General features: G+C 63.7%; 27 protein-coding genes and 2 pseudogenes. 7 read left to right on the top strand and 22 right to left on the bottom strand.

Going from position 1 to position 26,153, the window contains the following annotated elements; genetic code table 11:
• Positions 1 to 178 precede the first annotated feature (178 nt).
• Together ligD and IM733_RS06455 are read left to right on the top strand one after the other, a co-directional pair.
• Positions 179 to 2,647, top strand: coding sequence for a DNA ligase D (ligD, locus tag IM733_RS06460; RefSeq protein WP_248920075.1), 2,469 nt, complete (start codon positions 179 to 181; stop codon positions 2,645 to 2,647).
• A 59-nt stretch (positions 2,648 to 2,706) separates the two neighbouring features.
• Positions 2,707 to 2,829: pseudogene (locus IM733_RS06455) on the top strand (glycosyltransferase); the annotation flags it as partial.
• Between the two features lie 15 nt (positions 2,830 to 2,844).
• Here IM733_RS06455 and IM733_RS06450 read toward each other — a convergent pair.
• The 14 genes and pseudogenes from IM733_RS06450 to IM733_RS06390 all read right to left on the bottom strand — a co-directional run bounded on the left by IM733_RS06450 (position 2,845) and on the right by IM733_RS06390 (position 13,184).
• On the bottom strand, positions 2,845 to 3,681 hold the full coding sequence (locus tag IM733_RS06450; protein WP_248920074.1) for a Ku protein: 837 nt from the start codon (positions 3,679 to 3,681) through the stop codon (positions 2,845 to 2,847).
• 9 nt (positions 3,682 to 3,690) lie between these two features.
• Complete coding sequence (locus IM733_RS06445; protein WP_248920073.1) at positions 3,691 to 3,828, bottom strand: PSPA7_2676 family Cys-rich small protein; 138 nt, start codon at positions 3,826 to 3,828, stop codon at positions 3,691 to 3,693.
• A 156-nt stretch (positions 3,829 to 3,984) separates the two neighbouring features.
• On the bottom strand, positions 3,985 to 5,349 hold the full coding sequence (locus IM733_RS06440) for a sensor histidine kinase (RefSeq protein WP_248920072.1): 1,365 nt from the start codon (positions 5,347 to 5,349) through the stop codon (positions 3,985 to 3,987).
• A complete protein-coding gene (locus IM733_RS06435; RefSeq protein ID WP_248920071.1) occupies positions 5,346 to 6,008 on the bottom strand; it encodes a response regulator in 663 nt (220 codons plus the stop codon). The genes IM733_RS06440 and IM733_RS06435 overlap by 4 nt, the downstream gene beginning before the upstream one ends.
• Positions 6,009 to 6,010: 2 nt before the next feature.
• Positions 6,011 to 6,652, bottom strand: a complete 642-nt coding sequence (locus IM733_RS06430; RefSeq protein ID WP_248920070.1) for a hypothetical protein — start codon at positions 6,650 to 6,652, stop codon at positions 6,011 to 6,013.
• Positions 6,649 to 7,455: an SDR family oxidoreductase gene (locus IM733_RS06425; RefSeq protein ID WP_248920069.1), complete on the bottom strand. Its 807-nt coding sequence runs from the start codon at positions 7,453 to 7,455 to the stop codon at positions 6,649 to 6,651. Before IM733_RS06425 ends, IM733_RS06430 begins: the two co-directional genes overlap by 4 nt.
• Positions 7,442 to 8,122 (bottom strand): TenA family transcriptional regulator, encoded by a 681-nt coding sequence (locus IM733_RS06420; RefSeq protein ID WP_248920068.1) that lies wholly within the window; start codon positions 8,120 to 8,122, stop codon positions 7,442 to 7,444. Before IM733_RS06420 ends, IM733_RS06425 begins: the two co-directional genes overlap by 14 nt.
• A gap of 8 nt (positions 8,123 to 8,130) precedes the next feature.
• Positions 8,131 to 9,594, bottom strand: coding sequence for an AMP-binding protein (locus IM733_RS06415; protein ID WP_248920067.1), 1,464 nt, complete (start codon positions 9,592 to 9,594; stop codon positions 8,131 to 8,133).
• A complete protein-coding gene (locus IM733_RS06410) occupies positions 9,584 to 10,261 on the bottom strand; it encodes a thermostable hemolysin (protein WP_248920066.1) in 678 nt (225 codons plus the stop codon). Before IM733_RS06410 ends, IM733_RS06415 begins: the two co-directional genes overlap by 11 nt.
• Before the next feature lie 178 nt (positions 10,262 to 10,439).
• A pseudogene (locus tag IM733_RS25650) lies at positions 10,440 to 10,586 on the bottom strand (YdeI/OmpD-associated family protein); the annotation flags it as partial.
• A gap of 22 nt (positions 10,587 to 10,608) precedes the next feature.
• Positions 10,609 to 11,742, bottom strand: a complete 1,134-nt coding sequence (locus IM733_RS06405; protein WP_248921128.1) for an aminotransferase class V-fold PLP-dependent enzyme — start codon at positions 11,740 to 11,742, stop codon at positions 10,609 to 10,611.
• A 202-nt stretch (positions 11,743 to 11,944) separates the two neighbouring features.
• Positions 11,945 to 12,106: a DUF2256 domain-containing protein gene (locus IM733_RS06400; RefSeq protein WP_248920065.1), complete on the bottom strand. Its 162-nt coding sequence runs from the start codon at positions 12,104 to 12,106 to the stop codon at positions 11,945 to 11,947.
• Positions 12,103 to 12,639: a DUF3833 domain-containing protein gene (locus IM733_RS06395; protein ID WP_248920064.1), complete on the bottom strand. Its 537-nt coding sequence runs from the start codon at positions 12,637 to 12,639 to the stop codon at positions 12,103 to 12,105. Before IM733_RS06395 ends, IM733_RS06400 begins: the two co-directional genes overlap by 4 nt.
• Positions 12,640 to 12,641: 2 nt before the next feature.
• Positions 12,642 to 13,184 (bottom strand): chalcone isomerase family protein, encoded by a 543-nt coding sequence (locus IM733_RS06390; protein ID WP_248920063.1) that lies wholly within the window; start codon positions 13,182 to 13,184, stop codon positions 12,642 to 12,644.
• Between the two features lie 109 nt (positions 13,185 to 13,293).
• On the opposite strand from IM733_RS06390, the gene IM733_RS06385 reads away from it, so the two are divergent.
• The gene (locus tag IM733_RS06385) at positions 13,294 to 14,064 is read left to right on the top strand and encodes an SDR family NAD(P)-dependent oxidoreductase (RefSeq protein ID WP_248920062.1); all 771 of its coding nucleotides are present in this window, start codon (positions 13,294 to 13,296) and stop codon (positions 14,062 to 14,064) included.
• Between the two features lie 4 nt (positions 14,065 to 14,068).
• On the opposite strand, the gene IM733_RS06380 is transcribed toward IM733_RS06385, so the two are convergent.
• Entirely contained in the window at positions 14,069 to 14,968 is a 900-nt protein-coding gene (locus IM733_RS06380; RefSeq protein ID WP_248920061.1) for a LysR family transcriptional regulator, read from the bottom strand.
• Between the two features lie 111 nt (positions 14,969 to 15,079).
• On the opposite strand from IM733_RS06380, the gene IM733_RS06375 reads away from it, so the two are divergent.
• Complete coding sequence (locus tag IM733_RS06375) at positions 15,080 to 15,718, top strand: DsbA family protein (protein ID WP_248920060.1); 639 nt, start codon at positions 15,080 to 15,082, stop codon at positions 15,716 to 15,718.
• A 28-nt stretch (positions 15,719 to 15,746) separates the two neighbouring features.
• On the opposite strand, the gene IM733_RS06370 is transcribed toward IM733_RS06375, so the two are convergent.
• The 7 genes from IM733_RS06370 to IM733_RS06340 all read right to left on the bottom strand — a co-directional run bounded on the left by IM733_RS06370 (position 15,747) and on the right by IM733_RS06340 (position 23,534).
• A complete protein-coding gene (locus IM733_RS06370) occupies positions 15,747 to 16,355 on the bottom strand; it encodes a glutathione S-transferase (RefSeq protein ID WP_248920059.1) in 609 nt (202 codons plus the stop codon).
• 194 nt (positions 16,356 to 16,549) lie between these two features.
• Positions 16,550 to 17,203: a dTMP kinase gene (locus IM733_RS06365; RefSeq protein ID WP_248920058.1), complete on the bottom strand. Its 654-nt coding sequence runs from the start codon at positions 17,201 to 17,203 to the stop codon at positions 16,550 to 16,552.
• 169 nt (positions 17,204 to 17,372) lie between these two features.
• Positions 17,373 to 17,795 (bottom strand): hypothetical protein, encoded by a 423-nt coding sequence (locus tag IM733_RS06360; RefSeq protein ID WP_248920057.1) that lies wholly within the window; start codon positions 17,793 to 17,795, stop codon positions 17,373 to 17,375.
• Positions 17,796 to 17,841: 46 nt separating this feature from the next.
• Positions 17,842 to 19,989, bottom strand: coding sequence for a hypothetical protein (locus tag IM733_RS06355; RefSeq protein WP_248920056.1), 2,148 nt, complete (start codon positions 19,987 to 19,989; stop codon positions 17,842 to 17,844).
• Complete coding sequence (locus tag IM733_RS06350; protein ID WP_248920055.1) at positions 19,976 to 21,178, bottom strand: DUF3142 domain-containing protein; 1,203 nt, start codon at positions 21,176 to 21,178, stop codon at positions 19,976 to 19,978. The genes IM733_RS06355 and IM733_RS06350 overlap by 14 nt, the downstream gene beginning before the upstream one ends.
• A 282-nt stretch (positions 21,179 to 21,460) precedes the next feature.
• Positions 21,461 to 22,546, bottom strand: coding sequence for an MBL fold metallo-hydrolase (locus tag IM733_RS06345; RefSeq protein WP_432760395.1), 1,086 nt, complete (start codon positions 22,544 to 22,546; stop codon positions 21,461 to 21,463).
• A gap of 262 nt (positions 22,547 to 22,808) precedes the next feature.
• Positions 22,809 to 23,534 (bottom strand): hypothetical protein, encoded by a 726-nt coding sequence (locus tag IM733_RS06340; RefSeq protein WP_248920054.1) that lies wholly within the window; start codon positions 23,532 to 23,534, stop codon positions 22,809 to 22,811.
• Between the two features lie 240 nt (positions 23,535 to 23,774).
• Between IM733_RS06340 and IM733_RS06335 the strand changes: the two genes are divergently transcribed.
• From IM733_RS06335 to IM733_RS06325, 3 genes are read left to right on the top strand one after another with little or no spacing between them, the layout of a single operon-like run.
• Positions 23,775 to 24,293, top strand: a complete 519-nt coding sequence (locus IM733_RS06335) for a GNAT family N-acetyltransferase (protein ID WP_248920053.1) — start codon at positions 23,775 to 23,777, stop codon at positions 24,291 to 24,293.
• Between the two features lie 3 nt (positions 24,294 to 24,296).
• On the top strand, positions 24,297 to 25,331 hold the full coding sequence (locus IM733_RS06330) for a GSCFA domain-containing protein (RefSeq protein WP_248920052.1): 1,035 nt from the start codon (positions 24,297 to 24,299) through the stop codon (positions 25,329 to 25,331).
• On the top strand, positions 25,300 to 26,103 hold the full coding sequence (locus IM733_RS06325; protein WP_248920051.1) for a hypothetical protein: 804 nt from the start codon (positions 25,300 to 25,302) through the stop codon (positions 26,101 to 26,103). Before IM733_RS06330 ends, IM733_RS06325 begins: the two co-directional genes overlap by 32 nt.
• The last annotated feature ends 50 nt before the right edge of the window (positions 26,104 to 26,153 follow it).

Raw genomic sequence — 26,153 nt, 5'->3', positions numbered from 1 at the left:
CTCGATGGGACGCAAAGGGCGTATGGCCATATCCGATTGCAACCTGGCCATCTCATGCCGTTGGTCGGTGTGCCCACAGATCCAGGGGCAATTCAGCCCCCTACCCGCCTTTTTTTGAACTCCGCGCAGCACCGCCGCCTCCCAATCTTGAGACCCGCGCCCCCTCCCGGAGCCCGCCATGGCCAAGCCCCTGCAGGAGTACCAACGCAAGCGCGACTTCAATGCCACGCCCGAGCCGGCCGGCAAGCGCGCCCGCCCCCGCTCAGCCCATGCGCTGCAGTACTGCATCCAGAAGCACGACGCCAGCCACCTGCACTACGACTTCCGCCTGGAACTCGACGGCGCCCTCAAGAGCTGGGCGATCCCCAAGGGGCCCTCGCTCGACCCCAAGGTCCGGCGCCTGGCGGTGCATGTGGAGGATCACCCGCTGGACTACGCCAACTTCGAAGGGCACATCCCCGAAGGCCACTACGGCGCCGGCGATGTGATCGTCTGGGACCGTGGTGTGTGGGAGCCCGAGGGCGATCCGCATGAAGCCTATGCCAAGGGCAAGCTGCGCTTTCGCCTGCAGGGCGAAAAACTGTCGGGGGTCTGGAACCTGTTCCGCACCCACCTGGCCGGCAAGAAAGAGCAGTGGATGCTGGTCAAATCCCATGACGGACAGGCGCGCAGCGAAACCGACTACCGCATCGTCGAGGCCCTGCCGGACAGCGTGCTGAGCGACCGTACCCTGCCACCACGGCGCCCGGCTAAGGCAACCGCCTCCACGCGCAAGCGCAAGGCCGGCCGCAAAGCCCTGCCGGAGCGGCTCCAGCCGCAACTGGCCACGCTGGTGGACTCCCCGCCCAGCGGCGACTGGCGTTACGAAGTCAAGTTCGACGGCTACCGGGTTTTGGCGCGCATCGACGGTGACAACGTGCGCCTGTTCACCCGCAATGGCCACGACTGGAGCGCGAAGATGCCCCGTCAGGTCAAGGCGCTCAGGGCACTGGGGCTCGATGCAGCGTGGCTTGATGGCGAAATGGTGGTCATCGGCGAAAACGGTGCAGCCGATTTCCAGGCCTTGCAGAACGCCTTCGACACCGAGCACGACGAACGCATCACCTATTACCTGTTCGACCTGCCCTGGCTGGGCGGCGAGGATCTGCGCGAACGGCCGCTACAGGCACGTCGCGCCACTCTGGCCAAGCTGCTGGAAGCCAACACTTCGCCGCTGCTCAGGTACTCTTCAGATTTCACGGAGCCGGTCAACTCGCTGCTCGACAGCGCCTGCCGTCTGGAGCTCGAGGGGCTGATCGGCAAGCGCGCCGACAGCCCCTATATCGGCCGGCGCAGTAGCGACTGGATCAAGCTCAAGTGCAAGCAGCGCCAGGAGTTCGTGATCGTCGGTTACACCGACCCAAAAGGCAGCCGCCACGGTTTCGGCGCCCTGCTGCTGGCCCTGCACGATCAGGGCAGCGACCCGTTGCGCTACGCTGGCAAGGTCGGCACCGGCTTCAACGCCGCCACCCTGGACCACATCCTCGCCCGCCTGAAGCCGCTGCAAACCGCCAAGCCGCCCTTGGCCAGCCCCCCCTCCAGGGCCGAAGCCCACGGCGTGCACTGGCTCAAGCCGCAAATGCTGGCGGAAGTCGCCTACGCCCAGATGACCCGCGAAGGCATCGTGCGCCACTCGGTGTTCCACGGCCTGCGCGACGACAAACCCGCCACCGCCATCGACCTGGAGCGAGCGATGCCCGCCAAGCGCGCAGCACAGACACAACCCGAGGGCCTGGGCAAACTGCGCCTGACCCACCCCGAGCGCGTGATCGACGCAACCACCGGCACCACCAAACGCGAGGTCGCACAGTACTACGCCCAGGTTGCCGACTGGCTGCTGCCGCAGCTCAAGGATCGACCTGTAGCCCTGGTCCGGGCGCCGGATGGCCTGGGCGGCGAGCTGTTCTTCCAGAAAAACGCCGGCCAGCTGCATATCCCCCACCTGCTCAGCTACAGCAAGGCCCAGGCCGGTCAGGCGGCCATGGTGCTCAACCGCGCCGACAGCCTGCTGGGGGCGGTGCAGATGAACGCACTCGAACTGCACACCTGGAATGCCACCACCAAGGACTTCGACAGGCCCGACCGCTTCATCCTCGACCTCGACCCCGATCCGGCACTGCCGTGGAAGGCGATGGTCGAGGCCACCCAACTGACCCTCACCCTGCTCGACGAACTGGGCCTGAAGGTGTTTCTCAAGACCAGCGGCGGCAAGGGCATGCACCTCGTCGTCCCGCTGACCCGGCGCGCCGGCTGGGACGAGGTGAAGAACTTCAGCCATGCCTTGGTCGAGCACATGGCCGGGCTGTTCCCCGATCGCCTCAGTGCCGTGTCCGGGCCGAAGAACCGGGTCGGACGGATCTTCATCGACTACTTGCGCAACGGCAGGGGTGCCACCACCGTCGCGGCCTACTCGCTGCGCGCCCGGGAGGGCCTGCCAGTGTCGGTGCCGATCTGGCGCGAGGAACTGACTCAGCTCAAAGGCGCCAACCAATGGAACATTGGCAACCTGCTGACGCGGCTTGCCGAGGTGGAGGATCCGTGGGCCCAAATGGCCAGGACCCGCCAATCGATCACCGTGCGCATGCGCAAGCAACTGGGCATCGACTGATGGGGCCAGTGGTGGGCCTGGTGGTCGAAGTGCTGGTGGTGCTCGACTGCTGTGTCGCCGCCAATGGCGCGCGGATCATCTGGACCGCGGCGCACAGCGTGGCCACCAGCAGTCGTCGGGACAGCCGAGTTCGCCAGGACTTCGGGGATTACCTGGAGGGGCTTGAGAGGCAATTGCCGTAATGACAGGGCAACACACTATGACGCTTTGCGCGGTCGCTTGGCCGCCGGTTTCTTCGCCATGGTCTTGCCACCCAGGCTGCGCTTGAGCAATTCGGTGAGGTCGATGATGTCCGCGCCCTTGTCCTGCACGACGCCTTCACCTTTGTCCACCGTCTCGATCTTGCCCTTGCTGGCCTTCTCTTCCACCAGATCCATGATGGTCTGACGGAATGCATCCTGGTAGTCATCGGGCGCCCATGGCCCGCTCATGTCTTCGACCAGGCGCTTGGCCATGTCCAGTTCGCGCTTGTCCAGCTTGCTGTCGGTCACGCTCTTGTCCAGCTCCAGCGACTCCAGGCCACGCACCTCTTCGGGCCAGCGCAGGGTAATCATCACCAGCGCATCCTCCAGGGGGCGCAGCAGCGCCAGGTGCTGGCGGGTGTGCAGCACCACGGTGGCCAAGGCCACCTTGCCGGTGCTATGCAAGGTCTCGCGCAGCAAGGCGTAGACCTTGCCGCCACGCCGGTCAGGGCTCAGGTAGTAAGGGGTGTCGAACTGTTGCAGCGGGATCTCCCCGGCATCGACGAACGAGAAGATATCGATGGTCTGGGTCGCCTCGGGCCGCGCCTTGCGAATTTCCTCTTCGCTGATCACCACATAGCGCCCCTTCTCGTACTCCACGCCCTTGACGATATACGCCTTGTCGATCTCCTTGCCGGTCACCTTGTTCACTCGCTTGTAGCCCACCGGCTCCATGCTGCGCTTGTCGAGCCAGTCGAAATCCACGCGCTCGGTGCGCACGGCGGTGTTGAGGGAGACGGGGATGTGCACGAGGCCGAAGCTGATCGCGCCTTTCCAGATTGCCCGGGCCATGGTCGGCTCCTACGCGTCGAACGGTTGGCCAGGCCGGCTGTAGCGCAGCGCGCCGCAGCGTTCGCAGCACTGGCAGTGCAGCCCGGCGATTTCACGAACCAGCAGGCTGCGCCACTGGCAGCCGCGCAACAGGCAGACGAGTTTCATCAGCCACCTCCCTGGCCCGCACTTAGGGCTCTTACCAGAAGTGACCGCGTGGTGCTGCCAAGGTTTATTCGACTTTGCCCTATGGCAGTGTGGATCGCCCCCGGTGACGCCGAACACCGCCCCGGTGATCGCGCTCGTGTTTCGCGGGCACTGGACTCAATCCATTGGCAGCAGCAAGGTGGCGGCCAACCCTCCGTCTGCTCGATTACTCAGACGCACCTGCCCGCCAAGGCGGTCGACAATGGTCGCAACGATCGAGAGCCCAAGCCCTGCACCATTCGGGTTATCGCGGCTGTAGAAGCGTTCGAACACACGGGAAAGGCTTGCTTCATCGATGCCCGGCCCCTCATCCTCGACCACCAGCTCGAAAGCGCTGTCCAGGCGCCGGAGTGACACCGTTATGCGGCCTGCGGGCGGGGAATGCTCAACCGCGTTGGACACCAGGTTCTGGAGTGCGATGCTCAGGGCGCCGGCATCGATCGCCAGGTGATGATCGCCCTCGCTGATGTCCAGAGACGGCTCCAGGCCACGGGCAAGAATCCACGGTGTCAGGTCGGCCAACGTGTCGGTGACCACTTCAGCCAGATCGACGCGGGTACTGCCGCGCTGCCGCAGTCCTGGCTCTACGCGGGCCAGTGTCAGCAGTTGGTTGACCACCCGGGTCAGCCGGTCGACCCCGCCCATCAGGAACCCCAACGCTTTTTGCCGCTCCACGTCGTTGCTGGCCGCCAGGGCGTTCTGTGCATGCAAGCGCAGGGCGGCCAGCGGCGTGCGCATTTCGTGAGCGGCATCGGCAATGAACCGGTGCTCACGCCGTAGCAGGTCCTCGATCTGTGCCAACAGGCGATTGATGGCGGCCTGCATCGGCTCAAGTTCCGAGGGAAGCGGCACCAACTGCAAAGGCTCAAGGGAGTCGGCGTGGCGCCCACGGATGACATTGGCCATGTTCTGCAACGGCCGCAGCCCCCAGCCGATCGCGGCCCAGACCAGCAGCGCCAACGCCAGGCTGCCGAGCAGAAACGGAAACAGGGTATGGCGAACAATGCGGTCGATCAGGTCGTAGCGCACATCATCACGTTCGCCGACCCAGATCACCCAGTGCTTTTCCGGCACCGGCAGGACGAAACCACGCCATTGTTCGCCGCCGCTGGTGAAATCGTAGAAGCCTGGCGTCGTCGGTGGCGAGCCGAGTGTCGGCGCACTGGGTGTATGCACCAGGAGCGCCCCGCCATCCTGCCAGACCTGAAACGCCAGCTTGCTTTCGTAGGGGTGCCCCACCTGATGCCGCCCTGCCCCCGCCAAGGCCTGGTTGAAGGCCTGATACAGCGCCTCATGCGCGCCGTCCTGTACGGGCATGCTCATCACACCTTGGAGCAGGCGGGCATTCTGGGCAAGGTGGGCGTCATACACCTCGTTAATTTCGCGGCGGCTATCGTGGTAGTTGTATAGCGCCAGCAGGCCAGTACCTAGCATCAGTAACAGCATTACCCGCCAAAGTGTGCGTTGGCGCAGCGAACTCATGCCTTGGCCTCGACCAGGTAGCCAATGCCGCGCACCGTGCGAATCAAACCGTTGAACAGCTTCTTGCGCAGGTGATAGATGTTTACCTCCAGCGTATTGCTCTCGGGCTCTTCGTCCCAGCCATACAGCAGCTGGGTCAGGCGCTCACGGGTGAATACCTTGCCGGGTTGCGCCAACAACTCATGCAACAGCCTGTATTCCTTCGGGGTCAGCACGACCTCCACGCCGTTGTAGTGCACTTGCTGGGTAGCCGGGTCGAGACTGATCCCCGCATGTTCGATCAGCAGCTTGGCGCGACCCGCGCTACGCCGCAGCAAGGCGCGCAAGCGTGCCTTCAGCTCGTTGAGATCGAAGGGCTTCACCAAGTAATCGTCGGCGCCGGCATCGAGGCCGCTGATGCGGTCGTCCAGCGCATCCCGTGCGGTTAAAATCAGCACCGGCAGGCTGTCGCCGCCGGCGCGTACACGCCGTAGTAGTTCGATGCCGTCCATGCGGGGCAATCCAAGGTCGAGAATCACCAGATCGAAGGTCTCATGCTGCAGGGCATGCAGGCCACTGACACCGTCGCGTAGCCAATCGAGGGTGTAGCCCTCCTGGCGCAAGCCGTCATGGATCCCTTCACCCAGTGCGATGTCGTCTTCAACCAGCAGCAGCCGCATGTTCAGTCCTGTTTGTCCTTGATCGCCTTGAGTAAAGCATCGATATCGGCACGCCGGCCCTGGTCTGCCAGCTCACGCCCTGGCCGGGGCGGTGCTTGCAGGGCTTTGCGCAGGGCTGCCTCAGCCTCCGGGTAGCGCTTTTGCCGGTACAGATGATCAGCCCAGAAATAGTTGCTGTCGATACCGTTGGGGTTGATCTGCAGGGCCTTGCGCAGCATCTTGTCGGCCATCTCAGTATCACCGAAACCAATCGGCCAGCCGGGCACTTGATCGTACAGCGTGCCCAGGCTGGTATAAGCCGAGCCCTGCAAGGCGTTGGGGTCCAGTGTCATGGCCTGCTCCAGGCTAGCCTTCGCCGCCTTGACCTTGCCCAGTGCCCCAAGGCCACCGGTGGCCCCCGCCCAACTGCTGTTGATGATGCCCTCCCAGATCAACGGCTCGGGTGTGCCGGGGTACTGGCGAACAAAGGCCGCCGCATCGCCGGACAGTCTTTCAAATGCCTCGGCACGTTTATCCTTGGGCATCTGGTACTGGATCTGCGCCCAGCGCTGCTGCAGGTCGCTTAGGTGCTGCGTGCCTGTTTGGTCCAACGCCCAGGTGAAGGGGGCGAATGCCAGCAAGCCGGTAATGAGCAGGCGCTTCATTTGATCGACTCCTTGGAGTGGCTACCGATGTAGCGGCGAATGACAGGCAGTTGCTTGCGCAGCGCGCGATCGACCACGCCCGGCAACATACTGTTGATACGCACGAAGAGCTTCTCCGGCCACCCGAGATAAAGCTCGCTGCGCTCGGACTTCACGGCCTCGAGCACTGCACGGGCGACATCCGCCGGGTCATCCATACCGACTTTAAGCGCTTGATTGAGCGCAGTCGCAGCGCTGCTGTTCATGCCGGTACGGGTCGCCCGGGGGGCGGCATACAAGACATTTACCGTGGTGTCGGCCAGCTCGCGCCGCAGCGCCTCGGAGAAGCCACGCAGGGCGAACTTGCTGGCACAGTAGGTGGCGTAGCCGGGGTAGCCGATCGAGCCATAGGTGGAGCCAACATTGACCACCAGTGCCTTGGGCTGAGCACGCAGCAGCGGCAGGCAGGCGCGTGTCAGTTGCAAGGGGGCCTTCAGGTTGATGTCCAGCAGCTCGTCGAGCGCGTGCTCGTCCAATTGATCGAGCAAGGCGAAGCGATTGACGCCGGCCGCATTGATCAGCACGTTGACAGCGGCCATCTCGCGAGCTCGATCGACCACGCGTTCGCGCCCCACCTGGCTGCGCAGGTCTGCCTCTTGCCAACGTAGACGATCCGGGTAGCGATTCATCAGGCCTGCCAGTTTCCCCATATGCCGACTGACGGCCAGCACCTGGGCGCCGGCGGCGCACAACTGCTCGGCCAGCTCCAGGCCAATGCCCCCACTGGCGCCGGTGAGGATCACCACAGACTCAGGCAAGCGCATGGCGCACCTCATCCTGCCCCGCGCGCGGCAAGCCTTGGAACATCTCGGTGTACAAGTGGTAGACGACCTTCGCCGCATGGATGACAGCCTGCTGGTCTGCGGCATCATCGAGGCGGTCCATCAGTTGCTTGTAGGTCACCATGTGGTCCTGGTCCAGCGCCCCATGGGAGCTCAGGTAGCTGAACGCCTTGTCAGGCAGGTTCAGTGCGGTTTTGATCGTGCCCGCCGCTTGAGTGGCCAGGGCGATGCTGGTGCCTTCGAGCACGTTGACCATGCCGAAGAGCCCGACCGGGTTGCCACGGGCGATCAGGTCGTAGAGGTAGGAGACCATCAGCTCGATCGACCGCGCCGGCCGACCATCACGTACCGCCTCCCAGTCACCACCGCAGGCGTTGATGTCGTTGAGGATCCACTGCTCGTGGCCGTACTCCTCATCGATGTACTCGCACACCGCGCCGCGCAGCCACTCCAGCCGCGACGGCAAACGCGCGCCACAGGCCATCATCAGCGGCACCGTGTGGCGGACATGGTGGTAGGCCTGTGTCAGGAAGGCTACGTAACTGTCCAGGCTGACCTGGCCGGCCAAGGCCTCACGGATCACGGGTACGGCGAACAACGCCTGACGCTCTTGGGCCGTTTGTGTTTGCAGGGTGTCGAAAAAGGACATGGTTAACCTCACAACGAGATGTCGGATAACAGGGAGTGGTAGCGCTGCAGGATCGCCTCGCGCCGCGGGCGTCCATTGGCAGTCAGGGTTCCGTCCAGAGGGTTCAGGGGGGTCGGTAACCGGCGCCAGGCGTACACCCGGGCGTAATCAGGCAGTTGAGCGTTGCAGTGCTGCACGGCCTGATCGATAGCCTCATCGCTGGCGCTGGGATCTAATGGCCAGAGCAATGCCAGGTTGCCTGGCAAGGCTTCGCCATGCACGAACGCCTGGGCGATGACACCACTCTGGCTGAGCTCGGCTTCTACCCACTCCGGGTTGACGTTGCGCCCGAAGCTGGTGATGAACTGGTGCTTTTTGCGACCGTCAAGGTACAGGTAGCCCTCCTCGTCGAGGTGACCGAGATCGCCCGTCGCCCACCACTGCTGGGTAACAGGAGCGTCCTCCAGGTAGCCAAGCAATATCGAGCCGGCCACCAGCACCTCGCCATCCTCGGCTATGCGCACTTGCACATGGGGCAATGGCTTGCCGACGCTGCCAGGGCGAACGGCCCCCGGGCGGTTCAGCGCCACCACCGAAGCACATTCGGACAGACCGTAGCCTTCGAACACAGGTAAACCGACCGCCTCGGCCCGTGCCAGCAGGCTTGGTGATACCCGGGCACCGCCCACCGCCACGAAACGCAACGGGCCAACGCGCATCAGCCCGCGTTCAATGGCCGTGACCAGCCCCATCAGCAACTGCGGCACAAGAATCAGGCTCTGCGCACCGCTGAGGGCAATGGCGCCCAACAGGCGCTTGAAGTCCACCTGGCTTGCGCCGCCCATGCCCAACTGTTGCTGCGGATAAAGCTGTACGCAGGCACCCGCCATCAGCGCGGCATAGACACCGAGGTTCTCCAGCAATACGCCCAAAGGCAGCACAGCCAGATACTGCTGTGGTTCGCTTGGCCGGCTGGCGGCCTCCAGTTCACGTGCCACACGCAGCATGGCCTCAGCACTCAGGCACACGCCCTTGGGGCTGGCGGTGCTGCCAGAGGTGTAGGTGATCTTGGCCGTGCCAGCAGGCAATTCGGCGCCTGTCGACCTCGCGCGCACCCAGAACTCACCTTGCTGGGCAAAGCCCTCCCGCGCCAGCAGCAGCGCCCATTGCGCTGCGCACAGCACGGTTGATGCGCCGCTCTGGGCGATGCAGTGGTCGAACTGCGCCGCACTGAAGAACGACGGCACGATCACGCAGGGGCGTTCAGCGAACAAGGCGGCCAAATCCCAGAACAGGAGCTCAGGGCCGTTGTCCAGGGCCAGTACCAATGTACCTGTCGGTTGCCGACGCAGGGCATGGGCTCGCAGGCCTACCTCACCGAGCAATTGCTGATAGGTGTAGCGTCGAGTCTGCCCCTGCACCGCCACTGCTTCGGCATGATCACGGGCATACGCTGACAACCGCTCATGGAAACGATCCAGTTCACGCGGCATGTCCGGTCTCCTCGACAAGCGCAGGAAAGCCCAGCCGCTGGAACACGCCCGCCTGGGCCAGGGCGTCGAAGCCGTAACCGATGTTGCCGGCATACACCTGGGGACGCTGGTCGTAGTAAGTCCCCCATTGATCAACTTGGCCTTGAAGGCACTCGGGGTTGGCCGGCGCCAGTACCGTGGGCACCAGCCCCAGCCGCTGGAAGCTGTTGATCAATGTCGCGGCCCCGGTAAACGCTACCCATTGCAGGCCACGCGCAGCCAGCAACCAGGTGACGGCGATGATCATGACGCGTGCGCTACCCGCGCTGAGTGATGCCAGGTTGCCGACCTCGACCATGCCGGTACGCTCAAGGTTGGTGCCGGCTATACGGGACACTTGCGTTTCAAGCGGCTGGTCCAGATAACGCTCGAGGAACAGCGGGCCATCATTCGCCAGACGTACACCGGCCGCCGCGACCAGGCGCCCGCGGCTGTCATGCAACGCCAGCAGTTCCGGCAGGTAATGTTGCACATCGGCATGGTGCGCCGTGGCGAAGCGCTGGTGGATGAAGTGCTCCAGGTCTGCGCGGGAGGCATCTCCTGCCCGGTGGAGCGACAGGTGCGCATGATGGTCGGTATGGCTACCGATCGCTAATGGGAGCAGGCTGCTCCATTGAATCTGGCTCATGAAACTCCCCCAATTGGGCTCGACGGGGGAATTATCAGGCGCGAATCTGAATGGAATCTGAAGTCAGCGCGGTTGGGCAAGCGCATCTGCGCCAGCCGCCGCGGACTGTTGCGGTGCGCTAAAGATACCCTGCTGCGCAGTTTGCCAGGCCAGGGTTAATGTTCTGCCTCGGGCGCACACCTCCAACTGTCGTCCTTCCCCGCCTCGGAAGCCGCTCACTCATGTCCCTTGGAAGTACTGCGAACGCCCACGATCCATCACTACCGGGCGTTGCCGGGCGAAGAAGCGTTACTTCGAATCGGGACCTTGCATCGTTTGTCGTCATTGCAAGTTCTCCCACCGAGCGTTCAGTTAACCATCACCTCGTCCAGTGTCTGCTCGAGGGTGCTGACCGTGCGCTCGATATTGTGCAGCTTTTCGAGCCCGAACAAGCCGATGCGGAAGGTCTGGAAGTCGGCTGGCTCGTCGCACTGCAACGGCACGCCTGCGGCAATCTGCAGGCCGTGGTTGGCAAACTTCTTACCACTCCTGATGTCGGCATCATCGGTGTAGCTCACCACCACGCCTGGGGCCTGAAAACCTGCTGCGGCCACGCTCTTGATACCTTTGCGGGCCATCATTGCGCGCACCCGATCACCCAGGGCCTGTTGTTCGTCGCAGACCTTGTCGAAACCGTAGGCTTGTGTCTCGTTCATCACGTCGTTGAATCGCGCGAGGGAATCGCTGGGCATGGTCGCATGGTAGGCATGGCCCCCCTGCTCATAGGCCTGCATGATCTGAAGCCACTTCTTCAAGTCGCAGGCGAAGCTGGTGCTTTGCGTCGATTCGATGCGCTCAAGGGCCAAAGCGCTGAGCATCACCAGGGCGCAGCAAGGTGAGGCGCTCCAGCCTTTCTGCGGTGCGCTGATCAGCAAGTCGATTGCGCATTTGTGCATATCAACCCAAATCGCGCCTGAGGCGATGCAATCCAGCACGAACAGGCCACCCACCGCATGCACGGCATCGCCCACAGCCCGCAGGTACTCATCGGGCAGGATGATCCCCGATGACGTTTCAACATGGGGGGCGAAGACAATCTGCGGTTTCTGCGACTCAATGGCTGCCAACACTTCGTCCAGAGGAGGCGGGGCGTAGGCTGCCTGGCGCCCCGTTTCAACCGGCCGGGCTTTTAGCACCGTTGTGGCCGCTGGAATGTTGCCCATCTCAAGAATCTGGCTCCAGCGATAACTGAACCAGCCGTTGCGTATCACCAGGCATTGCTGGCCGGAAGCAAACTGCCGTGCAACCGCTTCCATGCCGAAAGTGCCACTGCCCGGGATCACCGCAACAGCCTCGGCGTTGTAGACCTGCTTCAGGGTCGTTGAAATGTTCTTCATCACACCTTGAAACGACTGGGACATGTGGTTGAGCGAGCGGTCGGTGTAGACCACCGAATACTCGACCAGCCCCTCGGGATCGATACCGGGATAAATCTTTGACATGGTGTGGCTCCTTTGGCAGAGATGTCCATGGCATCGACCCTGCCCTAAGCCATTGCAAATGACAAGATGCATCAGGCACACCGCAATCGCCCGCCATGCCCCCTGCCCGACTTCTTCATCTCGGTGGCGATCACGCTTGCGTTAGGGGCGCGTCCCGAGGTTGAAGCATCCGGGCGGCGCAGCATCTGGTCTCGCGGCCGCCCTACCCTTGCTCCTGTGTCCTGCGCCGTGGCGCCGAGCGGCGACAGCGCTGTGAACAATACTTCACCTCCTCCCAGCACCGCGCCCAACGCTTACGCCAAGTGAACGGCCGGCCACATACCGTGCAGATCTTGCTCCGTTCGGCAGGTGGGTTCCGGCTCATCGCGCCCGCTCCGGCAACCGGCGGAAGAACAGGGTGATCTGGCCAATCTCCACCCCCAGCTTGCTCATCTTCGAGCGGTTGATCAGGGTGTCGTCATCCATCAGGTACATCCAGTCGTCCAGATCCACCTGCCAGTGCCGCCCGTCCACGGGCAGATCCAACTGGTAGCGCCAGCGCAATGCATTGCCGGCCACTTCGCCGCGAGCCTCGCCGATCACATCCCCGGCGGTGCCGCGCCAGTGGCCGGGACCGTCCGGCACCAGCGTCCAGGTGCGCCGCTGCCGTGTGCCGTCGCTGTAGAGAAAATGCTCGTCGAGGATCAGCCGCTCGCCGTCCCGACGGCTGTCGATGCGAACGTGGAAGCGCTTTACCACTTCTCCGGAACGTTTCTGGAACATGCCCCAGGCCTGCACCGGGTGCGAGAAGAAGGCCGCCAGGTCGAAACGGGGTTGCTCTGCGGCGTACCGCCCGACTTCAACATTGCCACAACTGCCCAATACCAGGCAGGCCGCCAGCATCAGTGCTCTGTACATGTTCAAGTGCCTCCTCGGTGCTTGCCGGCCATGCCGAGCAGTTGCTGGCGCAACTGGCGGTCTCGGGCCCGTGGGTCCAGCCAGATGGCGAAGAACGCCTGGGCAAAGACCGGGTCGGCAATGTCGCGGCTGAGCTTGTCATCGACGTAGAAGCGACAGCCCTGCTGCGGCAGGTAAACCCCCGTGATGCGCATGCCTGGGTGCACATCCGCGAACGCCTCCTGCAGCACCTTGGCCCAGGCTTCGAGTTGTTGCGGCGTCACGCGGTCGGCACCCAGGCGACGCATCTCCTCGAGGCTGGCTTGCACCAGCGTGTCCCGGGACAAGGAACGGTGGTAGGTCAGCTCCAGGGCGAAAGGCTGGTTCCAGTCATGACGCGGGCCTTCGGCCCACAAGCGTGCGGTGTACAGCCGCAGGCCGAACCAGGTGAAGTCCCCACCGCCCAGCGGGTGGGCCGCTGGCAGCGCCACACGCCAGTCCGCAACGACCGCTGGCAGCGTCGTCAGCAACAGGCAGAGGCAGGCCCAACGAGCAAGGAATGTCATGACGAATCTGCAGAGAGCCATAACTTGTACAAGACTAGAATTTTGTACAGGTTTAATCAAATCATGTATAGATTTCAAGGTTGGCTGCAGACACAAGGTAGATTCTCCGATGAGCCTCATCCCCAACCTCCACACACCTGCCAACGTGTTGCTCTGTGGCGCCAGCCAGGGGATCGGTCTTGCCCTGTGTTCGCAGCTGCTGGCGCGCGATGACGTCGGGCTGTTGCTTGCTGTCTCGCGACGGGCAACCCGTAGCCCAGCCCTGGATGCCCTGGCCCGCGAGCATGGCCGCCGGTTGGTTCGCCTCGACTGCGACGCCCGGGACGAACAGGCGCTTCAGGTACTGGCAGGCCAGGCCCGTGCCTGCTGTGATCAGTTGCACCTGGTCTTGTGTACCCTTGGCGTGCTGCAAGAAACGCCGGCGCGGGCCGAGAAGTCGCTGGCGCAACTGGATCTGGCGGGATTGCAGGCGAGTTTCGCCACCAACTGCTTCGCCCCGGTCCTGCTGCTCAAGCACTTGCTGCCGCTTTTGCGTCAGCAGCCCGTGACCTTCGCCGCCTTGTCGGCACGGGTCGGGTCGATCAGTGACAACCACCTGGGCGGCTGGTACAGCTATCGCGCCAGCAAGGCCGCGCTCAACCAGCTGCTGCGAACAGCCAGTGTCGAACTCAAGCGACTCAACCCCGCCTCGACAGTCCTTGCCTTGCACCCCGGGACCACCGACACCCGGCTTTCACGCCCATTCCAGGGCAACGTGCCAATCGGCAAGCTGTTTTCACCCGCGTTCGCCGCGAGCTGTATCCTCGAACTTGTCGGCCGGCATGGGCCGTTGCAGACCGGCACGTTCTGGGCCTGGGATGGCAAGTCGGTGCCCTGGTGACCGATCATGTCTGAAGGGTTTTCCTTGCCAACAACTCGGTAAACGCCATTACCTTGACCGGCCGAAAGCGCGCCGTCGGAAACACCACGTGGATATCCCCACGCGGCAGTGCCCATTGCGGCAACACTTCGATCAACCGACCTGCGTCCAGGTCAGGCGCCGCCACATAGTCAGGCAGGACAGACAACCCCGCCCCCTGAAGGGTCGCCTCACGCACCGCCAAGGTCGCATTGAGCGATACGCTGGATTTCATCTCCACCACCACCTGCTCTGATTCACCTCTGCTAAACGCCCACCTGGTCGGTTCCCGCAGCGCCGTGTTCGCGACCAGCGGCAGCTCAGCCAGACCTACGGGGTTGTGCAACGCATCCACCCGCGTTCGCCACTGGGGCCCGGCCACCAGCCGCTGCTCGAAGTGGCCGATTCGACGGGCTTGCAAATGCTGCTCGGTGATCCACCCCACACGAATGGAAAGGTCCAGGTCGTGAGTGCCTGAATCCAGTGTCTGATCGCTGAAATGCGCCTCGACCTTGCATTGCGGATAGCGCTGTGAAAACTCGGTTATCGCCGGGACCACGACACCGATGCCGTAATCGAAGGGCGCGGTCAGGCGCAAGGTTCCCGTTGGCTCGCTGGCCGACTCCGACAGCTCCTCGAAGGCTTCTTCGGCCTGCTTGAGGATCGCTGCACAGCGGTAGTAGAACGCTTGGCCCGCCTCGGTGGTGCGCACCCGCCGTGTGCTGCGCACCAGCAGCGTGGTGCGAAACGCTTGCTCCAATCGCGCGACCTGCTGGCTGACCACCGCCTTGGTGATACCGAGCCGCTCGGCGGCCGCGGTAAAAGAGCCGGTCTCTACGACTGCCGTAAAGTAGGCAAGCCGATTGAGGTTGGAAGTGCCCGTCATCGTGCCCCTCTGATTGTATGTTTTTAAAACACAATACGTTTATTTTGTATGCATTTAAAAATCAATACATGCGCGATAAGATTTTGGCCCTATCGTCAACGGAGTTCCCTCATGAGCAAAACCCTTGTCTACCTCTTCGATCCGCTGTGTGGATGGTGCTATGGCGCGGCCGGGCCTTTGCCGCAGATCCTGGCGACCACAGGTGTCCACTTGCACCTGATACCGACGGGCTTGTTCGCCGGAGACGGCGCCCGCGCCATGGACGATGGTTTCGCGGCGTATGCCTGGAGCAACGATCAACGTATTGCACGTTTGACCGGGCAAGTGTTCAGCGAACGGTACCGCGATCATGTGCTCGCTGACCGCAACCAGGCGTTTGATAGCGGTCCCTTTACCCTGGCACTTTGCGCCGTGCACCTGACCGCGCCCGCGCGCGAGTTCGAAGCGCTCAAGGCGATACAGGCTGCACGCTATGTCGACGGCCGGGATGTGACCCAACTGGATACCTTGGTACAGGTGCTGGGTCACCTCGGCCTGGATGCCGCCGCCGAGCGTATCGCGCATCCGGACGATACCCTGCTCCAGTTCAACCGAGATCGTGTCACCGAGGGACGCGCCATGATGCGCAAGTTTGGCGTCCAAGGCGTTCCGACATTCGTCCTGCAACAAGAGAACGCTGCCCCACGCTTGCTTCACGCCAGTACTATTTTTTCGGATGCTGACGCGTTCGTCCGTGAATTGAACGGATAAGCGCTGCGTACCGCCCTCGCACCCGCAATCAGGTGATCGGATAACGCTTGAACACGTCAGTCTCTTCCAGCCGCGCCGCATGAGCGTTGAGTGCCGGGAACTCTTCGGCCCTGACCACCTCGGGCAACATCAGCTGAATGAACGACCAAACCACGGCAGTCGTGAGTGCAGCCTGGTCTGGACGCTCACCTTGCGATGGGTGTGAAGCACAATGCTTGTCCAGCTCGGTACAGGCGGCGAGCAGCTGCCCGGTAACGCGCTCGACCCACGGCAGATGAAGCTTTTCTGCCGGGCGTTGATTGTGCTCGTAGACGATTTGCACGGCCTTCTCGCACGCCGCCAGCGCGAGCCCCAACGTAACCAAGGCAGCGGCCAACGCCTGCGGTTGCTGCGGCAACAACTTGCTGTCAGGGCCGCTGAGGGTCTCGAAATAGCCGATGATCAGCGTCGAGTCCATCAGTACCGAGCCATCGTCCAGCACCAGGGTCGGCGCCTTGACCACCGGGTTGATCCGGGAGAACGCCTCGAACGTGCGGAATACCGACAATGGATCGTGCTCGAACCTGACGCCCAGCAGATCCAGGGAGATCGCCACCCGGCGCACATAAGGCGAATCCAGCATGCCAATGAGTTTCATCCATTACCTTCCTTGATTGATATTGATCTCCAGCGCCATTTCGCGGCGCTTGATACGCCATGCAAACAGCGGCCCCACGCTTGTCAAACACCTGCCCTCACGGCTGAAGCCTACCACCCTTCCACATGCAGCCAAACGGGCCTCGCCAGTCCTTCCTGGTACTCGTTGAAAACTGTCTCTAGCAAGGCTGGCTCCTACAGTGTGAAGACAGGTGCGCGGCCAGAGGATGTGTTCGGGTACCCAGGCACCCCCTGGATTGCCGACACCACCTGCATCGTTGCCGCCTCGATCGTGCTTTCGTTACGGCACAGCACCCAGCCGTTATCGGCAACTGCCCGCTCGAACGCCTCGGTACTGGCGACATGCTCTTCCAGTTCATGCATCACCGTACTGCTCAACCCGCGTGTTCGAGCCGCCGCCCTCGCCCACGAAATTTCAGGGGCGGTGACAACCCCGACATGCAGATCAGGCACCCGCACATTGCGCTCGATGTTCAAGCGCAGAATCTCTGCAAACGGCACCAGCCGGCGAAACGCGGCATCGGAGGGGTACCAGCGATCGATCAGGATGATGCTGTCCGGTGGTTGCTTGGCCAGTACGTGCTGCGAGATCCAGTGACGGCTCTCGGCAAAACGCTCACAAACGCTCAGTTCCAGCTCCCGGCAGGGGTTCCTGACGAACTGGTTGACCAACGCCATGGTTTTACCCCGGTAGGGATCGCTTTTCTTCTCGCAGATCCGGATCACTTTCTTGTTGTCCGCCCTGAGGGCTTTGGTGACGGACTCCAGCAACGTGGTCTTGCCGGTGCCTTTGGGCCCATCCAGGGAAATGAACAGCGAACGATTCATGCTTCAGACGACTCTTGGGTAAATACGCTGAACAACGCGGTTGGCATTGATTGTGTGGCCTCTGTAGGGGCGGCTTCAGCCGCGATGCCGGCATCATGGTGTGGGGACCCGCTTCGCGGGTGATCGCGGCTAAAGCCGCTCCTACAGGATTGGCACACAGGTGGCGTCGTTACATCAGGCAGTAGAACTCGCTGACCTCTGCCACGATCTTGCCCTCGGCGTCATACAACCGGGCCTCAGGTGTCATGGCCATGGAGCGCGCCTCGAGCGTATAGCGCTGCCCCGCCTTGAAGTGCGCGTAACTCACGGTCAGATAGCACTGCCGGACAGTGGGGCCACCCATCATGCTCATCCCTCCACCACCATTCACCTCGTAGTCGAACCGGACGACCAGCTCATGGCCACCGGGGCTGACCTGGAAGAACCGGCCGTCGCTCAAGCGCTGTTTATCCAGGCGCTCGGCCAGCAGCACGCGGTCATTGGGGAATGGCATCGAAAAGTCGACCCAGGCCATCTGCGGGTTGGCGGCCGGCATGGGGGCCTGGCAACCCGCGATGGTCGTGATTGCCAACAGCAACGTCAAGCCGCGCATGATAGATGCCTCGACGACCGTCATTTGCTAACACATTACCCCTCGTTCAGGCCTTAGTCTTGCGCCGTCTGACCCACAGCCAGGCAACACCAGCCACTGCCGCCAACCCAAACGGCAAGACCTGCGCCTTGTACGGTCGCAGCACGTCACGCGCGGCATCCAACGCCTCGGTCACATAGCGCTTGTTGGCCTGGTCGAACCGGGGCGCCTCGCACTGCTTGCCAAAGTCCTCCGCCCATTGAACGAAGGGCCCCTGCTCGACGTAGCGCTTGTACAGGGCACTTTCCTGATCGCTGCCGGGCACCCAGCCGGCCGCCGTGCACAGCACCGCGGCGAAGGCCTGGCTGCTATGAGGCAGCTGGTTCGCGGCCTGGTTGGCCAGGTCGGCGGCGACATAACGGTAGTGATAACGCAGGTCGGGCTTGGCTGCGGTTGCCTGCTGACGCTGCAGCTCGCCGGCGCCAATCAATGGCCCCGGTTGCACTTCGGCGCTCCCCAGGCTGAAGCCGCCGCCCAGCCAGGCATAGTCCGGCGCCATCTCGTAGCCCAGGATCTCCATGCCGGACGCGCGCGCCAATGTCGCTGCGCCATACAGTGCCTCGGCTCGACCGGTGGCCGTCCAGTTCGAGACAGCGTCCTTGCGGTGCTGTACGTAGGCCTTGGCGTCGGCCCGCAGTTGCGGCGTATCGAAATAGGCCGGTGCTTCGTCGTAACGCCCCTCGCGCAGCAGGCGGCGGCCGAGCAGCTCGCGCAATTGCGTCGCCACCGGTCGTGGCACGTAACTGCCCTCCTCAGCCTCGGCGGCCGGCGGCGCGGGTACATGGGCATCGACATACCCCTTGAGCTCATCGAGGGTCAGCACCCGCTCGGCCACGTTCGCCGCGTCCTGCCAGTAGACCTCCTGGCTTCTGTACAGTTGGTCGAACGCCTGCAGGTAATCGCCGCGTTCCAGGGCCAGGATCGCGCCCTCGCCTTCGACTCGGCAGCCGGGTTTCACGCTTTCATAATCCCAATCCGGGGTTTGCCGCGCGCCCCAGGATTCATCGCGGGGAAACGCGGCGGCGGCCTTGGCATAGGCGGCTGCCGCCTGGGCCTTGTCACCCTCGCGCAGGGCCAGCTTGGCTCTCAACCACCAGGCCAGGCCGGTGTCGCCGGCATGGCGCAGGTAGCCTTGGGCCGCGACGAAGTCGCCCTGTTGGTAGCTCAACGCCGCCAGGCGGTCGGCATCGTCCAGGTTGTCGCCGACACCGGCCTGCAGCAGCCGAGGGAGGCGCCGTTCCTGAGCCGGCTGCTGCCTGTCGTAGTCCCAGCCGATATGGCTCAGCAGGTACGCGGTGAGCAGCTTGCGTGGCATGGGTTGGCGCAACAGGGTTTGCAGTGCCTCGTCCGGCATGGCCACCAGCTCGTCGGCGAGCTGCCTGAGCGAGCTGTAGCCATTGCCCGAGCCCAGCCGGCTCTGGTTGGCATACAGTTGGATGGCGCTGTTCCAGTCGCCGGCGAGCTTGGCCAGGCGGGCCTCCTCGCCGAAGCTGGCCACCCCCAGTTCGAGCGGGTCGCTGAAGCCTTCGGCGCTGAGGGCCCGAGCCTGCTGGAAAGCCTGCCGGGCCCGAGCCTGCAAGGCCTCTGGTGCTGGCTGCAGGTCGTCGCCGGCTTCGCGGCTCTGGGCCGCCAGTGCCCGCCCCAGGGAATAGGCCGCCCAGGTGCTGCGCAGCTTGCGCTGCTCGGCGGGCAACGCCAGTACCTTGCTGAAATATGCCACTGCCTGGGCATTGTCGCTGGCATCGAACGCCACCGCGCCGGCGATGTACAGGCGCAGTTCGTCCGGCAGGTCGGCGCCTTGCGCTTCAACCTGCTGCGGATCTTGCAAGGTGCGCAGCCGCGCGACCTTGTCCCGCAGGTGTTCCGGCAGCTCGCTGGCTTCGACCTGGCTGCGCTGCGCTCGGTACGGCCGGCCGTTGTCGTCGCTGTCCCAGTAAGGCGTCAGGGTGGCTTCAGTGGTGGGCTTCAGGCCCGCCAGCGGCTGGCCGAGGCGGTTGACTTCGAACGCGAAATTACCTTCCGGTAGCTCAGCCAGTGCCTGTGCCCGGTCCCTGAGCAACTGCATCGGGAAGTCGGGGCCACAGGCCAGCGCTGTGCCGAAGGGCACGCTCAGCGACAGGCACAACAGGTGCCGAGGCCAGTTACGGGTAGACATTCCATGCTCCTTGATCGATTCCTTGGCAGCGTGCCCAACCGAGCACGCGCCGGCCCCCAGCCGCGACACGCGCGCTGGACTGGCGGTTGAAGACGAGGTGTTGGGGGGATAGCTGCAAGCGGTAACCGTTGAGCCCGTCGGCGGCGTCGCAGGTGCCGATGTTCAGTGCTACCCGCTCGGGGAGTGGCTGGTCGAGATTGCCGACATTGGCCAGGCTGATGTCGTAGAGCCCGTCACGCCCGGTCGTTTCGACCTGCCACTGGCTGGCCAGCGCGTCGCCGCGCGCCACCGCTTTCAGGGTGGTCAGGCTCCAGGCACGGCGGTCGCCGGGCAATGGCAGGCGAAACCAGATCAGCCCGGCCAGGTGCGCGGGCGGCTGGTTGCGCAGTTGCCGCCCCAGGTCCAGTAGCTGTTGCGGGTCGGCCTGCAGCTCTCGGCGCTCGCCAGCAAGGTCCAAGGGCGCTTCGCTTTCCACCACGGGAGTGCCACCGGTATCCGGCAGCAGCGCGATGCCATAGGCGGGCAAGGCGAGGTAGAACGGCTTTTCGCTGACGCGGCTCCAGCGTTCGGCCCATTGCCTGGCTTGTAGAGGGTCGAACAGGCCCCGCCGCGGGTCGCTCACCGCATGCACCTGCAGCACGCTGCTGTCCACCGCCTGTAGCAGCGCAGGCAGCTGCGGGCTGTCGAGCCAGGTGGGCAACGCGGTGATGCTCAGTTTCAGGCCGGGTGGCAGCTGTTCACGCAGGTTCAAGAGAAAGTCGGTGTAGCCCGGCAGGCGGGCGCTGCCACTGTCGTGGTCGATTTCAAGCCCACTCAGGGTCACGCCGACAGCTTGCCAGTCGGCCAGCAGTTGCGCGATCTGGGCACGTGCCGCCTCCTGGTCCAGTGCAGGGAGTTGGCCGTCCAGGCGCACGACCGCGATCACCGGCCGGCCATCGGCCTTCAGTTGCGCCAGGTCGACCAGCGCCCTGCTCCACCCGGCCTTGGGCTGGGCCTGCAACGCCAGTACCCGCAAGGTCGTGAAATCCGCCCGGCTCTCGGCCAGGGCCTGGGCATGGACAGGCCGCCACTGGCGCTGCCAGATGTAGAGTTGCTGGTCGAGTGGCGACGGTGGTTCGGGCTGGCAGCCAGCCAGCGCCCCGAGAACGACACAGGCAAGCAGGCGGCGCAGGGACAGGGTGACGGGCATACAGTCCTTGGTCTGGCGCGCACGGGCGCCGTTGCGAGGTGGCGATAGTACCTCAACGCAGCACCTCGCGAACACGGCCACGCTGCCGCTGGGCTGGCCGTGTCGACGGCACCGCGCCACTCGATCACTGGGTCGGCCTGGCCGATCAGGCGCTCTATCGTGCCAAGCAACGGGGGCGTAACCGCACGGAGGTCTACATACAGTAGCGAACCCTGGCGGTTATCGGCGCGGGGTTATCCAAGCAGCGGCGGTGGGCCGGCTCCCACAGGTACCGTGCTGTTCTCAAAGACTCCGCGCCGCCGTCAATCGGCAGCGCTGCTCGTTCCCCTGCGGTTCCTGCTCGACCACCCCGCGCCACCAGCGCTCACCCATGTGTGGCGCATGCAGGTCGATGCGCTCGCCCATCCGTGGCGTGGCCACCTGCGCCCCCTGCTGCGCCGCCCACGTGAGCACCTCTTCGAACGGTGCATACCAGGCATGCAAGGCCAGGTCGAAGGTGCCGTTGTGGATCGGCAGCAGCCAGTGCCCGCCCAGGTCCTGGTGTGCCTGCACCGTCTGCTGCGGATGCATGTGCACGTAAGGCCAGTGTTCGTCATAGGCCCCGGTCTCCATCAGGGTCAGGTCGAACGGGCCGAAGCGCCGGCCGATCTCGGCAAAGCCGTCGAAGTAACCGGTATCGCCACTGAAGAACAGCCGAAGCGTCGGGGAGTCGATCACCCAGGAGCACCACAACGTGCGATTGCCATCGCGCAGGCCGCGACCGGAGAAGTGCTGGGCCGGGGTGGCGGTCAGGCGCACGCCGCCCGCCTCTACCCCCTGCCACCAGTCCAACTGGCGAACCTTGGCCGCCGGCACGCCCCAGGCCAACAGGCGATCGCCCACGCCCAGGGGCGTGTGGAACAGCTCCACCTTGGGCGCCAGGGCCTTGATCGTCGCCCGGTCCAGGTGATCGTAGTGGTCGTGGGACAGGATCACGCCACGTATCGGCGGCAACTCGTCCAGACTCAGCGGTGGCGCGTGAAAACGTTTGGGGCCGGCGAACGGCAGCGGCGAGGCGCGCTTGGAAAACACCGGGTCCGTCAGCCACCAGCCGCCCTCGAGCTTGAACAGCACCGTGGAGTGGCCCAGGCGGAACAGGCTGGCGTCGGGCGCAGCGTCGAGTTGCGCGCGGGTCAGCCTCAGCACCGGCACCGGTGCCTGCGGCACCGTGGCGGTCGGTTTGTTGAACAACGCGTTCCAGATCACCTTGGCGCCCGGCTCGGGCATGTCTGTTGGGCGTGGCGACAGATTGTGGAAGCGTCCCTGACGGGATTGCGGGGAATAGCCGTGATCGTCGATCGGTGCGCGGAACAATGGATGGCGTTTCAAGGTGATGGTCCCCTGGGGGCGCAGGTCGGAAGTGAGCAGTATAAGAAGGCACGGGCGTATGGCATTGCCCGATCCGGCACTCGCCATGCCTGATCCTGCGCTTATGAGATACAAGGCCATCCCACGCGATACGCACCAGAATCATCCGGTTTGTCGCCCTCGACCACCAGCGACGGCGGGCTCACAGCACTTGGGCATACAAAAACGCATCCGAGCCAAACGCGAAGGCGTCAATGTTGTTCCTAAAACGGATGCCACCCGATCAAGGCTTTAAATTTTTCGTGTTGCGCGAAAACGCCTTGAATACACTTGCAGACGCACCTAGCAAACGCTCTAGGTTTTCTTGACCCTTTACTGAAAGGGACGGCTTTCCTTCAAGCGTCTTCATGACCATTTCCAGCTCATCCCCCTTTAAGCTGGTCAGGATATTCTCATCAATGCTATGCAGTAACACCAGCATGCCGTTTCTGAATTGATCCGCGCTTTTAAAGGCGCCGAATATCCTGCCAAGCCCTTCTGAAACATCCTGGCCTGACGCCCCTTGCAACCAGGCAAGTAGAGAAGCGTGTTTACCCACGTCAGGCGCGCTTCCGGGTAACAGGCTAGGCACGCTACGGTTTATGCTTGAAAGCGTGCAGCTCACCCAATCCGTTGGACGGGGATCTTCGTGATAGGCCAAAACTTCGATGGTGTTGTAGGCATACGCCAAGGGGACGCCGAGCTTTTCAAATCGCAAATTTTCGTCATGTTGATGTTTCCTAAACGCCGGGAACTCTCCAGCGTCCACATCGAGCTCTTTTATCTCCAACAATATTAATTTGGCATGACCCAGTCGGCCTACGAGGTCAGCACAGAATTTATTCAGGGTACTCCCCTGCTGGTTCGAGTATGGGGGGAACAACTCCAGGCGAGGCATGTCGTTTCGATTACAGTAATCGTGCAGCGCAAGCATGATAGCTGTCTGAACCTTATTTTCTGCCCTGCTCAACGTACCACTCCTCAACGACGGAATCTCAAACCGATCCGGCGATACCCTATATAAGACATTGATGATCGGCAAGCGCTGGTCAATTAGGCAGCATGATCGTGTCCTCGGAAGACCCATGACCCGCTCTTGAGCGATGCTACCAGCCACTTGCAGAAGATCGAGCCGCCCCCTGGCGCTTGATCATCCCGCCCACTGCGCGTACAAAACACCCTGCCCTCCCCACCCTGCAAGGAGCACTGGATGCTGGAGCTGCACACCGATCGGCTGTATCTGCGCCCCCTGGTCGAAACCGATTGGCCCCTGTTCCTGAGGCTCCATCGCGAGCCCGACACCATGCGCCATGTGTTCGACGAGCTGCCGGAAAGCGAAGTCCGGCGCGGCTTCGAGCACCGTCTCCCGACCTGGACAGCTGAAGCCGATCACTGGCTTTGCCTGGTGATGACCGACAAAGCCACCCGGCAAGACCTGGGGGTCACCGGCCTGCGCATCCTGCGCCCGGGCCATGCCGAGGTCGGTTACCTGCTGCTACCGGAGCATCAAGGCCAGGGTTTCGGCACCGAGTCCCTCCGAGCGGTGATCGAGTACGCCACGGCCATTGGCCTGAGCACCCTGGAGTCCACCATCACCGACGGCAACCGCGCCTCCTGCCGGGTGATGGACAAATGCGGTTTCACCTTCGAACGCCAGGAGCCCGAAGCCTACTTGCTCGGCGGCACCTGGCGCGATGACCTCATCTACCGCCTCGACCTGCACGGATAGCCCATGAACCCCTACCAATGCCTGCCGCCGCGCGCTTTCTGGCGCACGGCGGTCGCCGACAGGCCCGTCGAACAGATCGGCGAGCTGTGGTCGCCCGCGTTCGAGATCGACGCCAAGCACGCTATCGTCACCGCCGGTTCCTGTTTCGCCCAGCACATCGGCCGGGCCCTGGTGGCGCGTGGGATGAACTGGCTCGACGCCGAGCCGGCCCCGGGCGACATGCCCGAAGACGCACGCAAGGCGCGCCAGTTCGGGGTGTTCTCGTTCCGTACCGGCAACCTGTATACCCCGGCAATGCTACGCCAGTGGCTGGCGTGGGCCCTGGGCACGCAACCCCCGTCAGGCGAAACCTGGCAGCGCGAGGGGCGCTTCTTCGACCCGTTCCGCCCAGCGGTGGAAACGGCCGGTTTTGACAGTGAACAGGCGCTGTTCGATTCGCGGGAAGCAACCCTGGCGGCGATCCGCCTGGCCGTGCGCCGGGCCAAGGTGTTCGTCTTCACCCTGGGGCTGACGGAAGCCTGGGCCAATCGCGAGACCGGCGTTGTGTACCCGGTGTGCCCAGGCACCGTGTGCGGCGAGTTCGATCCTCGGGTGCATGAGTTTCGCAACTTCGGCTTCAACGACACCTGCCAGGCCATGACCGAGGCCATCACGCTGATGCGTACGGCAAACCCTGCGCTGCGCCTGCTGCTCACCGTCTCGCCGGTTCCACTGACCGCCAGCGCCACCGGCGAGCATGTGCTCAGCGCCACCACCTACTCCAAGTCGGTGCTACGCGCCGTGGCCGGCCAGCTTTGCCAGGACCTGCCACAGGTGGACTACTTCCCGTCCTATGAAATCATCACCGGCACGCCGTTCAAGGGCGCCTTCTACCAACCCAACCAGCGTGAAGTGACGCCTGAAGGCGTGGCCTTCGTCATGCGCCAGTTCTTTGCCGGCCTCGATGCCGAGCCTGCGCCACCGGCGCCTGCGACAACCCCTTCCCTGGCCTGCGAGGACCTTGTCTGTGAAGACGCCATTCTCGACTACTACGCCTAGCTTCCTGCTGTTGGGCGACTCACACGTCGGTGTCGTCGGCCAGGCCGCCAAGGCGCGGCAACTGCCGTTCAGCGGTGGGCCGCTGGGCGCCGGGCGGGATTTCGGGGTGGACTTCTTCAGCCTGGCGCCGGACGACGTGGTGTTCCGCGACGCCGAACTCGAGCGGCTTTACCGCCAGGCCCTCGCCCAACTCGAAGCCCCCAGCCTTGGCAAGATTCCCGGCCCGCTGGTCAGCAGCATCGGCCTGAGCCTGCATTACCTGGCCACTCGGCAGAACTGGCTGTGCTACCAGGGCCTGGATGGCGAGTTCGACCCTGGTTTTCTCGAAGGGCCCTTGTTCGCCACGATCATCGACACCTTGTCGCGCCCTGCCCTGGCGTTTTATGAGCAGGCGCTTGGCCTGGGTCTGAAGGTGTACGCCGTGCTGCCGCCGCAGCGGGTGCCGCCAATGGCCGACGCCCGGGTGTTCATGGCGGCCCAGGCGCTACTGATCGAGCGCCTGACGGCCCTGGATGTCGAGCTGGTCGATGTGCGTGCGGCGACCAATGACGACCAGGGCCTGCAACGCGCCGAGTTCTGCGAGGTCGACGACCCGTTGCATGGCAACCTGGCGTTTGGCGAGCGGGTTCTGGAGCAGCTGTTGCGCCAGGTGGGCCTGGCCCCTTGCGTGTGTCCGACATCAGCGTTGCAGCGCTGCTGCGACCGAGCGCCGCTGGCGCGGCGCATCGCGGATGAATCCGCTCCTACAGTGGTTACCTGCCATCACCGATGAGCCTAGTTGCCACGACACGGCGCTACAAAGCCACCGCCAGGCACCGGTTG

The sequence above is a fragment of the Pseudomonas entomophila genome, from assembly GCF_023277925.1.
Classification (GTDB): Bacteria; Pseudomonadota; Gammaproteobacteria; order Pseudomonadales; family Pseudomonadaceae; genus Aquipseudomonas; species Aquipseudomonas entomophila_D.
Note: the sequence above shows the minus strand (reverse complement) of the source record. Positions and strands in the feature narration are given on the sequence as shown.

Excerpts from the sequence above, each read along its gene's own strand:
- ligD (WP_248920075.1), top strand. The coding sequence starts at position 179 with ATGGCCAAGCCCCTGCAGGAGTACCAACGCAAGCGCGACTTCAATGCC.
- IM733_RS06450 (WP_248920074.1), bottom strand. The coding sequence starts at position 3,681 with ATGGCCCGGGCAATCTGGAAAGGCGCGATCAGCTTCGGCCTCGTGCAC.
- IM733_RS06445 (WP_248920073.1), bottom strand. The coding sequence starts at position 3,828 with ATGAAACTCGTCTGCCTGTTGCGCGGCTGCCAGTGGCGCAGCCTGCTG.
- IM733_RS06440 (WP_248920072.1), bottom strand. The coding sequence starts at position 5,349 with ATGAGTTCGCTGCGCCAACGCACACTTTGGCGGGTAATGCTGTTACTG.
- IM733_RS06435 (WP_248920071.1), bottom strand. The coding sequence starts at position 6,008 with ATGCGGCTGCTGCTGGTTGAAGACGACATCGCACTGGGTGAAGGGATC.
- IM733_RS06430 (WP_248920070.1), bottom strand. The coding sequence starts at position 6,652 with ATGAAGCGCCTGCTCATTACCGGCTTGCTGGCATTCGCCCCCTTCACC.
- IM733_RS06425 (WP_248920069.1), bottom strand. The coding sequence starts at position 7,455 with ATGCGCTTGCCTGAGTCTGTGGTGATCCTCACCGGCGCCAGTGGGGGC.
- IM733_RS06420 (WP_248920068.1), bottom strand. The coding sequence starts at position 8,122 with ATGTCCTTTTTCGACACCCTGCAAACACAAACGGCCCAAGAGCGTCAG.
- IM733_RS06415 (WP_248920067.1), bottom strand. The coding sequence starts at position 9,594 with ATGCCGCGTGAACTGGATCGTTTCCATGAGCGGTTGTCAGCGTATGCC.
- IM733_RS06410 (WP_248920066.1), bottom strand. The coding sequence starts at position 10,261 with ATGAGCCAGATTCAATGGAGCAGCCTGCTCCCATTAGCGATCGGTAGC.
- IM733_RS06405 (WP_248921128.1), bottom strand. The coding sequence starts at position 11,742 with ATGTCAAAGATTTATCCCGGTATCGATCCCGAGGGGCTGGTCGAGTAT.
- IM733_RS06400 (WP_248920065.1), bottom strand. The coding sequence starts at position 12,106 with ATGAGCCGGAACCCACCTGCCGAACGGAGCAAGATCTGCACGGTATGT.
- IM733_RS06395 (WP_248920064.1), bottom strand. The coding sequence starts at position 12,639 with ATGTACAGAGCACTGATGCTGGCGGCCTGCCTGGTATTGGGCAGTTGT.
- IM733_RS06390 (WP_248920063.1), bottom strand. The coding sequence starts at position 13,184 with ATGACATTCCTTGCTCGTTGGGCCTGCCTCTGCCTGTTGCTGACGACG.
- IM733_RS06385 (WP_248920062.1), top strand. The coding sequence starts at position 13,294 with ATGAGCCTCATCCCCAACCTCCACACACCTGCCAACGTGTTGCTCTGT.
- IM733_RS06380 (WP_248920061.1), bottom strand. The coding sequence starts at position 14,968 with ATGACGGGCACTTCCAACCTCAATCGGCTTGCCTACTTTACGGCAGTC.
- IM733_RS06375 (WP_248920060.1), top strand. The coding sequence starts at position 15,080 with ATGAGCAAAACCCTTGTCTACCTCTTCGATCCGCTGTGTGGATGGTGC.
- IM733_RS06370 (WP_248920059.1), bottom strand. The coding sequence starts at position 16,355 with ATGAAACTCATTGGCATGCTGGATTCGCCTTATGTGCGCCGGGTGGCG.
- IM733_RS06365 (WP_248920058.1), bottom strand. The coding sequence starts at position 17,203 with ATGAATCGTTCGCTGTTCATTTCCCTGGATGGGCCCAAAGGCACCGGC.
- IM733_RS06360 (WP_248920057.1), bottom strand. The coding sequence starts at position 17,795 with ATGCGCGGCTTGACGTTGCTGTTGGCAATCACGACCATCGCGGGTTGC.
- IM733_RS06355 (WP_248920056.1), bottom strand. The coding sequence starts at position 19,989 with ATGTCTACCCGTAACTGGCCTCGGCACCTGTTGTGCCTGTCGCTGAGC.
- IM733_RS06350 (WP_248920055.1), bottom strand. The coding sequence starts at position 21,178 with ATGCCCGTCACCCTGTCCCTGCGCCGCCTGCTTGCCTGTGTCGTTCTC.
- IM733_RS06335 (WP_248920053.1), top strand. The coding sequence starts at position 23,775 with ATGCTGGAGCTGCACACCGATCGGCTGTATCTGCGCCCCCTGGTCGAA.
- IM733_RS06330 (WP_248920052.1), top strand. The coding sequence starts at position 24,297 with ATGAACCCCTACCAATGCCTGCCGCCGCGCGCTTTCTGGCGCACGGCG.